Here is a 9457-nt window from a genome sequence, read left to right as displayed (position 1 = left end):
TACATTCAAATCGCCTGAAACAGGTGATGTACATAACGTGCTATTGTGTGCAAAGAAGCGCCGAGATACAACCAACAAACCTTATCGAATAAAATTACTGGAGTCATTCGTGGTTCAACTCTCAGATAAAACACGGGCTATTGGCAAAGCAGACGCGCTGCCAGGCCGTACAACACCCATGCCGGTTGCTACGCTTCATGCCGTTAACGGCCATTCCATGACCCACGTGCCAGACCACATGGAAGTCGCCATTTTTGCCATGGGCTGCTTCTGGGGCGTCGAACGCCTATTTTGGCAGTTGAACGGCGTTCACAGCACTGCTGCGGGCTACGCCGGCGGTTTCACGCCGAATCCAACCTACCGTGAAGTGTGCAGCGGCCAAACTGCTCATGCCGAAGTGGTTCGCGTAGTGTTTGACCCAACAATAGTCAGCTATGAACAGTTACTGCAAACCTTCTGGGAAAATCACGATCCGGCGCAGGGTATGCGTCAGGGCGGCGACATTGGTACCCAGTATCGCTCGGCTATTTACGTTCTCAGTGGCGAACAGCAACTTGCAGCACTGGCCAGCCTGCAACGCTTCCAGGACGCGATGAAAGCAGCTGGCGATGCTCGCGCGGTAACAACCGAAATCAGCGAAGCCATGCCCTTCTACTACGCAGAAGACGATCATCAACAGTACCTTTACAAAAATCCTGAGGGCTATTGTGGCCTTGGCGGTATCGGCGTCTGTCTTCCTCCTCAACGACAAGGCTGACAGACGTTGTTTACTATAGTAGAAGGGTTGAGTTAAGGGATTAAGTTGGCACCATAAAACGGCTAGAGATTCAGCAGTAGCGGTGATATCACTGGCACTGCTATACTATGCGGGCCGCAATCGCGGCCCGGTAAAACGTTTCTTGCTGTTATCTTAGCTTTTATCACCTGCGAGTGATTTTTCTTTTAACAATACCAAACGAATTACCTTTCCCTGTCGGCCTCCGAGCCGGTGTTAAACGGATAGATTATGTTAAACAGTATTTTACTGATTCTTTTATTAATCGCGATCAGTGCCTTTTTCTCTTTATCTGAGATATCGCTGGCTGCATCGCGCAAAATCAAACTCAAACTTTTGGCAGATGAAGGAAACATCAACGCCGTTCGTGTACTCAAGATGCAAGAAACACCAGGATTGTTCTTCACCGTTGTACAAATTGGTCTCAATGCCGTTGCCATTTTAGGCGGTATCGTCGGTGACGCTGCCTTCTCCCCGGCTTTCCAAACCTTTTTCGAAAAGTTCCTGTCTCCGGAACTCGCCGATCAGGTCAGCTTTATCTGCTCCTTTGTTCTGGTCACCAGCCTGTTTATTTTGTTCGCTGACCTTACCCCGAAGCGCATCGGTATGATTTCACCCGAGATTGTTGCCGTCCGGATAGTCAACCCGATGCGTTTCTGCCTGATGATTTGCCGCCCTATGGTCTGGTTCTTTAACGGACTGGCGAACATGATTTTCCGCCTGTTCAAGCTGCCGACCGTGCGTAATGACGACATTACTTCCGACGACATTTATGCCGTGGTTGAAGCCGGTGCGTTGGCTGGCGTGCTGCGCAAGCAGGAACATGAGTTGATTGAAAACGTTTTTGAACTCGAATCGCGCACCGTGCCGTCGTCAATGACCTCGCGTGAAAGCGTCATTTACTTTGACTTGCGCGAAAGCGAAGACAGCATCAAAAATAAAATCTCGACTCATCCCCACTCGAAGTTTCTGGTATGTGACGGGCAAATTGATCAGGTTGTCGGTTATGTCGACTCCAAAGATTTGCTGAATCGCGTATTGGGAAATCAGAGCCTGATGCTGAGCAGCGGGGTGCAAATTCGCTCGGCGCTAATCGTCCCCGACACCTTGACCCTTTCTGAAGCGCTGGAAAGCTTCAAGACTGCCGGTGAAGACTTTGCCGTTATTCTTAATGAATACGCGCTGGTCGTTGGCATCATTACCCTGAACGACGTGATGACTACACTGATGGGCGATCTGGTTGGTCAGGGCATGGAAGAGCAGATTGTTGCCCGTGATGAAAACTCATGGCTGATTGAAGGCGGCACGCCAATTGAAGACGTGATGCGCGTGCTGCATATCGAAGACTTCCCGCAGTCTGGTAATTACGAAACCATTGGCGGCTTCATGATGTTTATGTTGCGTAAAATTCCTAAGCGCACCGACTTTGTGAAATTCGCCGGCTTCAAATTTGAAGTGGTAGATATCGACAGCTACAAAATCGATCAGCTGTTGGTCACTCGAATTACTGACAAACCGGTAGCCTCACTACTTCCAAAATCTGCTGAAGATTCGCTGGCCTCATAGCGGGCTGGTTGCAGGCAGATTCAGAAGATAAAAACTAAAAAGGCCGCTTTGATTTAGCGGCCTTTTTTCAGCATTTTTTAGCTCAGAGAAAACATTCAGCGCCCTTTGTCGCCTGTTATGCTTCGAGCTGCAGATGAACAACCTGTTTGTTCACCTCAGACATTACGCTGAAATGGCGTTTGTCACGAATTTTTGGCAACAGTATCTTGCCCTGATCGAACTCAAATGCACCGACATCTTTGATGTACAAACGGCCTCTGAACAACGTTTTCACATACTTCGCCACGATTAGTGGATTATAACGCTGGAAGATCCTCATCTTATTTCACTTTCCTCCCTTGAGTATTTCGTTGGCCCAGACCCTGCGTTGATTAATGCTATTGATTGCAGATTGTCTGAGTTGTACTGCTATACGCTGAGTAGACCTAAAAGATAGCACTCAGTTCCTTTGCCACCAGTCTATTTCACTACTTTTACACAGACTGACGATACTGAATGTTAATTTATAAACGCTGGGCAGTTTAACCCTTCAATGTGTACCGAATATTACAGCGCATAAATTTTTAACTATTTTACCCCTCCGGGCTATGAGACAAAATCCAAATTTTTGCTAAGGACTGCACATTGTTGACATTCCAACAGGACAGACCACTTAAATCCTGCCTATGATTCATTCAAGTAAAACTGTTGTCTTCATCACAAATCCCTTCCCTTAAAGAAATTGGCAGGAGAATCTATGTCCGTGAAGTATTTATTAATTATAGCCTGCTTATTAGTTCCATTTATGGCTTCAGCCCACAATTTTGAGATCGGCAGCCGCGTTGCCGCCGTCGGCGTGGACGACAAAGGTGAGCTGAGCTATGAAAATGAGCAATTTAGCTATAGCCGCTGGAATAGCGCCAAGCTGCCCGGCAAGGTGCGCATCGTTCAGCACATGGCTGGCAGAACCGCGGCAAAAGAGATGAATGAACCATTGATTGAGGCAATTCGGCAAGATAATCTGCCGCGCGATCGCTACCAAACCACGACTATCGTGAATACTGACGACGCCATTATAGGCACCGGCCTGTTTGTGCGTAACAGCATTGAAAGCGGTAAAAAAGAGTTTCCCTGGTCACAGGTCATCGTCGACAGCAACGGGGAAGTTAAAAAGGCGTGGCAATTACAGAGCAAGAGCTCAGCTATCATCGTGCTGGATAAAAACGGGATGATTCGCTTCGCCAAAGAAGGCACGTTAACATCGCAGGAAGTGCAGAAAGTGATAGATACGGTGAATCAGTTGGTTAAGGAGTAAAAGCCCGAATAGCGCTTTTACTCCCCGCTTAACCTGACAGGTTTATTTAAACAGCTTAAAACAGCGAAACCCTGAATCCAGGATTAAGGAATGATTCTTTCGGAGTATAGGTAAGGGTCTGACCCTGCCAGTCGGTGACGGTAGCACCGGCGGCGCTCGCCACGGCGTGGCCAGCAGCAGTGTCCCACACTGAGGTTGGTCCAAAGCGCGGATAAAGCTGGGCAGCACCTTCTGCGACCAGACAAAACTTCAGGGAGGAACCAATGGTTACCGTCTGATGCTCACCGAGCTGCGCCAGATAATCCTGCAACTCCTGATCGTCGCTGTGTGAGCGACTCACCACCACCAGCGGCGGATGCGCTTCGCGGGCAGTGATCTCGACCCGCTGGCCGTCTTCTTCTTTCCAGGCTTTGCCCTCGGCGGCGGCGTACATTACGCCAGTCACCGGCACGTATACCACGCCAAGCACCGGGTTACCGTTTTCAATCAATGCAATGTTAACGGTAAACTCGCCGTTGCGCTTAAGGAACTCCTTGGTGCCGTCCAAAGGGTCAACCAACCAGAAACGGGTCCAGTTCTGACGTACGGACCACGAAGGCGGATCTTCTTCCGACAGCAGCGGTATCGAAGGATCCAACGCCAGCAACCCTTTTTTGATCACGTTATGCGCGGCAATGTCTGCGGCAGTCACCGGTGAATCATCATTTTTCTGACGGGCGTTGAGCGGCTGTTCTCCGTCGTAGACCTTCAAAATCGCAACGCCTGCATCGCGGGCGAGCTGGCAAATTTGTTCCAACATAGTCACCTCAGTACTTAATTCAGGAATTCATCATATTTAATTAAGCCTAGTTTTTTTTGCCGCTAATAGCCATCCCGTATTTAGATTCTGTTAATGATTTAATTTCAAAGCAATTTATTTGGATAATCTTCCCTACGTCGTCTCGGCTATTAATTCGTCATAGATCACACTTATTAGTGACAGCTGGTTACATTCTCTAATATTTTTGAGATACATGTCTTATTTCCCCTGCAAAACTTCTCTGACGGAGCCTTTATTATGCTTAAGCGTCACCTTCAACTTTCTGCACTGGCAATTTCAATTTTGGCGGTAACAGCACAGGCAGCTACGGTGGATCTGCGCATCATGGAAACCACCGACCTGCACAGCAATATGATGGACTTCGACTATTACAAAGATAAACCTACCGAAAAATTTGGCCTGGTGCGTACCGCCAGCCTGATTGAGGCCGCCCGTAGCGAAGTCAAAAATTCGGTGCTGGTAGACAACGGTGACGTTATTCAAGGCAGTCCATTGGGTGATTATATGGCGGCCAGAGGGCTTAAAACCGGTGATATCCACCCGGTCTACAAGGCAATGAATACCCTCGACTATGCGGTGGGTAATCTGGGGAATCACGAGTTCAACTATGGTCTGGACTATCTGAAAAAAGCCCTGGCCGGAGCAAAATTTCCCTATATCAATGCCAATGTTATTGACGAAAAAACCGGCAAGCCGCTGTTTACGCCGTTTATCATTACCAATAATCAGGTAACCGACAGCGAAGGCAAAACCCACAATCTGCGGATCGGCTATATCGGTTTCGTACCACCGCAAATCATGGTGTGGGACAAAACTAACTTACAGGGCAAGGTCACAGTGGCTGATATCACCGAAACGGCCAAAAAATGGCTGCCGGAAATACGCAAACAAGGTGCCGATATCATTGTTGCTATCCCGCATTCAGGCCTTTCTGCCGAACCTTACAAAACGCTGGCTGAGAACTCGGTCTATTATCTCAGCCAGGTAAAAGGCATCGATGCGATTATGTTTGGCCATGCACACGCGGTGTTCCCAAGCGCGGAGTTTGCCAATATCAAAGGCGCGGATATCCAGCAGGGCACCTTAAACGGCATACCCGCAGTAATGCCGGGCATGTGGGGTGACCATCTTGGCGTGGTGGATCTGGTACTGAATAATGACGATGGCAGTTGGAAAGTCAGCCATGCCAAGGCCCAGGCGCGGCCGATTTACGATCTTGCAGCAAAAAAATCCCTGGCGGCGGAAGATCCCAAGTTAGTGAAAGTACTGGAGGCGGATCATAATGCCACCCGCGAGTTTGTCGGCCAGCCCATCGGCAAGTCTACGGCCAATATGTACAGCTACCTTTCGCTAGTTCAGGACGATCCGACAGTGCAGATCGTCAATAACGCGCAGAAAGCCTACACAGAACACTTTATTCAGGGCGATCCCGATCTGGCAGATCTTCCGGTACTCTCTGCTGCTGCACCTTTCAAAGCCGGTGGGCGTAAAAACGATCCGGCCAGCTTTGTAGAAGTTGAAAAAGGGCCGCTGACCTTTCGCAATGCCGCCGATCTCTATCTTTATCCAAATACTTTGGTCGTCATGAAAGTAACGGGTCAGGAAGTAAAGGACTGGCTGGAATGTTCGGCAGGAGAGTTTAATCAGATTGATGTTAACAGCAGTAAACCTCAGTCATTGATTAACTGGGAAGGTTTTCGTACCTATAATTTCGACGTAATTGACGGCGTTAACTATCAGATCGATGTCACCCAGCCCGCTCGCTTTGACGGCGAGTGCAATCTCATCAGTAAAAATGCTGAACGCATTAAAAACCTGACCTATCAGGGCAAGCCAGTTAAACCCGACGCAGTCTTCCTGGTGGCGACCAATAATTATCGCGCTTACGGCGGTAAATTTGCCGGTACCGGCGACAAGCACGTTGCCTTTGCTTCGCCCGACGAAAACCGTGCGGTGCTCGCGGCTTACATCAGTGCCGAGAGCAAAAAGCATGGGGCGGTTACACCAAGCGCCGACAATAACTGGCGTTTAGCACCGATTCACGCCTCGCAGCCGCTAGATATTCGTTTTGAAACGTCACCGGACGCCAAAGCCGCAGAGTTCATTAAAACTCAGGCCCAATATCCGATGATCGCCATAGGCACTGACGCAGTGGGTTTTGCTCTCTATCAAATAGACTTGCAGTCGCAGCGTCATTAAACGTGATGAGATCGTCGGCAACAAAAAAGGCGCTCAAAGCGCCTTTTCTAAATCACAACTTCTGTGCTTCTTTATGCAATCAATAGATTACAGGATTTCCAGCAGCTCAACTTCGAAAGTCAGCGCGCTGAATGGCGGGATAGATGCACCAGCACCACGCTCACCGTAAGCCAGGTTGTGAGGGATATACAGCTGCCACTTGGAACCCACTGGCATCAGAGTCAGTGCTTCAATCCAGCCAGCAATGACGCCGTTAACCGGGAACTCAGCCGGCTCGCCACGCTGTACAGAGCTGTCGAATACCGTGCCGTCAATCAGTTTGCCGGTATAGTGAACGCGAACGCGGTCCTGACGGCCAGGAATTGGGCCTTCACCCTGAGTGATTACAGAGAATTGCAGGCCTGATTCAGTGCTGGTCACGCCTTCACGCTGTGCATTGGTAGCCAGGAATTCCTGACCTTCAACGGCCAAGGCTTCCTGACGTTGACGACGAACGGCATCAGCACGTTCGTGAACTTCACGCAGCGCACGGTGAACTACGTCAACTGGCACAGCAGGGGTATTCCCTTCCAGCGCATCGCGTAAACCTGCAAGAAGAGCATCAGGCTCAAGGCCTTCTAAACCAGATTCTTGCAACTGTTGACCGACCTGCAAGCCGATACCGTAACTTGCCTGAGCCTCAACGCTGTCAAATGAAGGGGTTGTCATGGAATTTCCTTTAATCATAAAAAGTCGAAGACGCAGCATAACAGCGCAGGACTTTTGGGTAAAATATTACAGCGAAAAACGATAGGTAACACCCCGCTTCACCTTGCACAAATAAGTGACAGAGGTGAACGAAGGCGGCAACTGAACGAATCTTCAGGAGCTGACACAAGTCAGTGACTGGAGTGAACGAAGGCGGCCAACGCTCCTGTATTTCAAAGGATGAAGGGGGGTTCCCCAATAGCATTTGGAATACAGGCAGGCGGCAACTGAGCGAATCTTCAGGAGCTGACACAAGTCAGTGACTGGAGTGAGTGAAGGCAACCAACGCTCCTGTATTTCAAAGGATGAAGGGGGGTTCCCCAATAGCATTTGGAATACAGGCAGGCGGCAACTGAGCGAATCTTCAGGAGCTGACACAAGTCAGTGACTGGAGTGAGTGAAGGCAACCAACGCCCCTGTATTTCAAAGGATGAAGGGGGGTTCCCCAATAGCATTTGGAATACAGGCAGGCGGCAACTGAGCGAATCTTCAGGAGCTGACACAAGTCAGTGACTGGAGTGAGTGAAGGCAACCAACGCCCCTGTATTTCAAAGGATGAAGGGGGGTTCCCCAATAGCATTTGGAATACAGGCAGGCGGCAACTGAGCGAATCTTCAGGAGCTGACACAAGTCAGTGACTGGAGTGAGTGAAGGCGGCCAACGCTCCTGTATTTCAAAGGATGAAGGGGATATCGCGAGAGGCGGTTAAACAGCTATACTAACGTTAGGTTATTTACATCTGATTTCATTAGTAATTGGCGTAACAAGAGAGGTTGTCATGGGCAAATACCCGCCCAGGAGAAGGAAGGCCACCCGCATTTATCAACCGATGTTGAGATCCTGGATTTCGATTATGCAAAGGCCATTGCGCAAGAAAGCCCCAGAGACGGAAAACGAGGCTGGTCTGTCACAAGATTCGGAGTTGGAAGCAGGTGCAATTGAGCGTCCAGTATTAAAACCAAGGGCGCCATCACCGCTGTCAAAAATCTGGCACCTGAGCGACGATTTTCACTGGATGGAGCCACTGCCGCTGTTCCACCGCCGCTGGATTATTGTCAGCATTTTCGTGGTATTGGTGGCAATGCTGTGGCCTTATTCACCCACAAATACCTATGCGCCTTCGGATCAGCCAACCTCGATACCGATGCAGGCCGATTTACGCAACGAACAGGGGCGAACCACTCAGCTTCAACAGAATGACAACTCGCAGCCGGCAACTCAGCAGCCGCAGGGTAATTGGAGAAATTATCAGATTCAGTCAGGTCAGACGCTGGCCCAGCTGTTCCGCGATAACAATCTGATGGTCAATGACGTGTTTGCCATGGCGCAGGTGGAGGGTAATGATAAACCGTTGAGCAATCTGCACGCCGGTCAGCAGGTTAGAATTCAGGTTAATAGCCAAGGGGTCGTGACTGCCTTGCAAGTGACTAACGATCAAAATAATACTGTGACCTTTACTCGCCAGTCAGATGGAAGCTATCAGCGCCAGCGCTAAATCCCCGCTCTTAAAATGCAAAACGCCGGCACAAGGCCGGCGTTTTGACAGACTACTTAAAGCGTAATATTACGCTTCAGCAACCAGTACTACAGTCAGCTTGGCAAACACGTCGCTGTGAACCTGGAAGTCCACTTCGTGCTCACCCAGAGTGCGCAGAACGCCTTCTGGCAGACGAACTTCGCTCTTGGAAACCTTAACACCAGCCGCAGTTACTGCGTCAGCGATGTCACGGGTACCGATAGAGCCGAACAGTTTACCTTCGTCGCCTGCTTTAGACGCGATGGTAACAGAGCCCAGTTCGTTGATGCTGGTTGCGCGAGCTTCAGCGGCGCCCAGAACGTCAGCTAATTTAGCTTCCAGTTCTGCACGACGTGCTTCGAAATACTCAACGTTTTTCTTGGTAGCAGGAACAGCTTTGCCCTGTGGTACCAGGAAGTTACGAGCGTAGCCCGCTTTAACGTTAACTTGATCACCCAGGCTGCCCAGGTTTGCTACTTTATCAAGCAGAATAACTTGCATTACCTTAACCTCTCAAAGTCGTTTATGGACAGTGGCCTA

At 49.6% G+C, this 9457-nt stretch carries 9 protein-coding genes; 5 read left to right on the top strand and 4 right to left on the bottom strand.

The genetic code is table 11. From position 1 onward, the window contains the following. Positions 1-109 precede the first annotated feature (109 nt). On the top strand, positions 110-757 hold the full coding sequence (msrA, locus tag AB3G37_RS02705) for a peptide-methionine (S)-S-oxide reductase MsrA (protein ID WP_009636758.1): 648 nt from the start codon (positions 110-112) through the stop codon (positions 755-757). A 249-nt stretch (positions 758-1006) separates the two neighbouring features. Beyond that, positions 1007-2341 (top strand): hemolysin family protein, encoded by a 1335-nt coding sequence (locus AB3G37_RS02700; protein WP_009636757.1) that lies wholly within the window; start codon positions 1007-1009, stop codon positions 2339-2341. Positions 2342-2456: 115 nt separating this feature from the next. On the opposite strand, the gene AB3G37_RS02695 is transcribed toward AB3G37_RS02700, so the two are convergent. After that, a complete protein-coding gene (locus tag AB3G37_RS02695) occupies positions 2457-2660 on the bottom strand; it encodes a DUF1107 domain-containing protein (RefSeq protein ID WP_009636756.1) in 204 nt (67 codons plus the stop codon). Positions 2661-3077: 417 nt separating this feature from the next. On the opposite strand from AB3G37_RS02695, the gene AB3G37_RS02690 reads away from it, so the two are divergent. After that, the gene (locus AB3G37_RS02690; protein WP_369789630.1) at positions 3078-3635 is read left to right on the top strand and encodes a YtfJ family protein; all 558 of its coding nucleotides are present in this window, start codon (positions 3078-3080) and stop codon (positions 3633-3635) included. Between the two features lie 55 nt (positions 3636-3690). On the opposite strand, the gene cysQ is transcribed toward AB3G37_RS02690, so the two are convergent. Then, the gene (gene cysQ / locus AB3G37_RS02685; RefSeq protein WP_369789629.1) at positions 3691-4434 is read right to left on the bottom strand and encodes a 3'(2'),5'-bisphosphate nucleotidase CysQ; all 744 of its coding nucleotides are present in this window, start codon (positions 4432-4434) and stop codon (positions 3691-3693) included. 258 nt (positions 4435-4692) lie between these two features. Here cysQ and AB3G37_RS02680 point away from each other — a divergent pair, with 258 nt between their 5' ends. Continuing rightward, positions 4693-6654, top strand: a complete 1962-nt coding sequence (locus tag AB3G37_RS02680) for a bifunctional 2',3'-cyclic-nucleotide 2'-phosphodiesterase/3'-nucleotidase (RefSeq protein WP_369789628.1) — start codon at positions 4693-4695, stop codon at positions 6652-6654. An 87-nt stretch (positions 6655-6741) separates the two neighbouring features. On the opposite strand, the gene fklB is transcribed toward AB3G37_RS02680, so the two are convergent. After that, on the bottom strand, positions 6742-7362 hold the full coding sequence (gene fklB, locus AB3G37_RS02675) for an FKBP-type peptidyl-prolyl cis-trans isomerase (protein ID WP_009636752.1): 621 nt from the start codon (positions 7360-7362) through the stop codon (positions 6742-6744). Between the two features lie 817 nt (positions 7363-8179). On the opposite strand from fklB, the gene AB3G37_RS02670 reads away from it, so the two are divergent. Then, positions 8180-8896 (top strand): OapA family protein, encoded by a 717-nt coding sequence (locus tag AB3G37_RS02670; RefSeq protein WP_369789627.1) that lies wholly within the window; start codon positions 8180-8182, stop codon positions 8894-8896. A 69-nt stretch (positions 8897-8965) separates the two neighbouring features. On the opposite strand, the gene rplI is transcribed toward AB3G37_RS02670, so the two are convergent. Further along, a complete protein-coding gene (rplI, locus tag AB3G37_RS02665) occupies positions 8966-9418 on the bottom strand; it encodes a 50S ribosomal protein L9 (RefSeq protein WP_009636750.1) in 453 nt (150 codons plus the stop codon). Between the last annotated feature and the right edge of the window lie 39 nt (positions 9419-9457).

The sequence above is a fragment of the Rouxiella sp. WC2420 genome (assembly GCF_041200025.1).
GTDB lineage: Bacteria > Pseudomonadota > Gammaproteobacteria > Enterobacterales > Enterobacteriaceae > Rouxiella.
The sequence above is the reverse complement of the archived record's forward strand: the minus strand, read 5'-3'. Positions and strand labels throughout refer to the sequence as shown.

Excerpts from the sequence above, each read along its gene's own strand:
- cysQ (WP_369789629.1), bottom strand. The coding sequence starts at position 4,434 with ATGTTGGAACAAATTTGCCAGCTCGCCCGCGATGCAGGCGTTGCGATT.
- AB3G37_RS02700 (WP_009636757.1), top strand. The coding sequence starts at position 1,007 with ATGTTAAACAGTATTTTACTGATTCTTTTATTAATCGCGATCAGTGCC.
- AB3G37_RS02695 (WP_009636756.1), bottom strand. The coding sequence starts at position 2,660 with ATGAGGATCTTCCAGCGTTATAATCCACTAATCGTGGCGAAGTATGTG.
- AB3G37_RS02680 (WP_369789628.1), top strand. The coding sequence starts at position 4,693 with ATGCTTAAGCGTCACCTTCAACTTTCTGCACTGGCAATTTCAATTTTG.
- AB3G37_RS02690 (WP_369789630.1), top strand. The coding sequence starts at position 3,078 with ATGTCCGTGAAGTATTTATTAATTATAGCCTGCTTATTAGTTCCATTT.
- fklB (WP_009636752.1), bottom strand. The coding sequence starts at position 7,362 with ATGACAACCCCTTCATTTGACAGCGTTGAGGCTCAGGCAAGTTACGGT.
- AB3G37_RS02670 (WP_369789627.1), top strand. The coding sequence starts at position 8,180 with ATGGGCAAATACCCGCCCAGGAGAAGGAAGGCCACCCGCATTTATCAA.
- rplI (WP_009636750.1), bottom strand. The coding sequence starts at position 9,418 with ATGCAAGTTATTCTGCTTGATAAAGTAGCAAACCTGGGCAGCCTGGGT.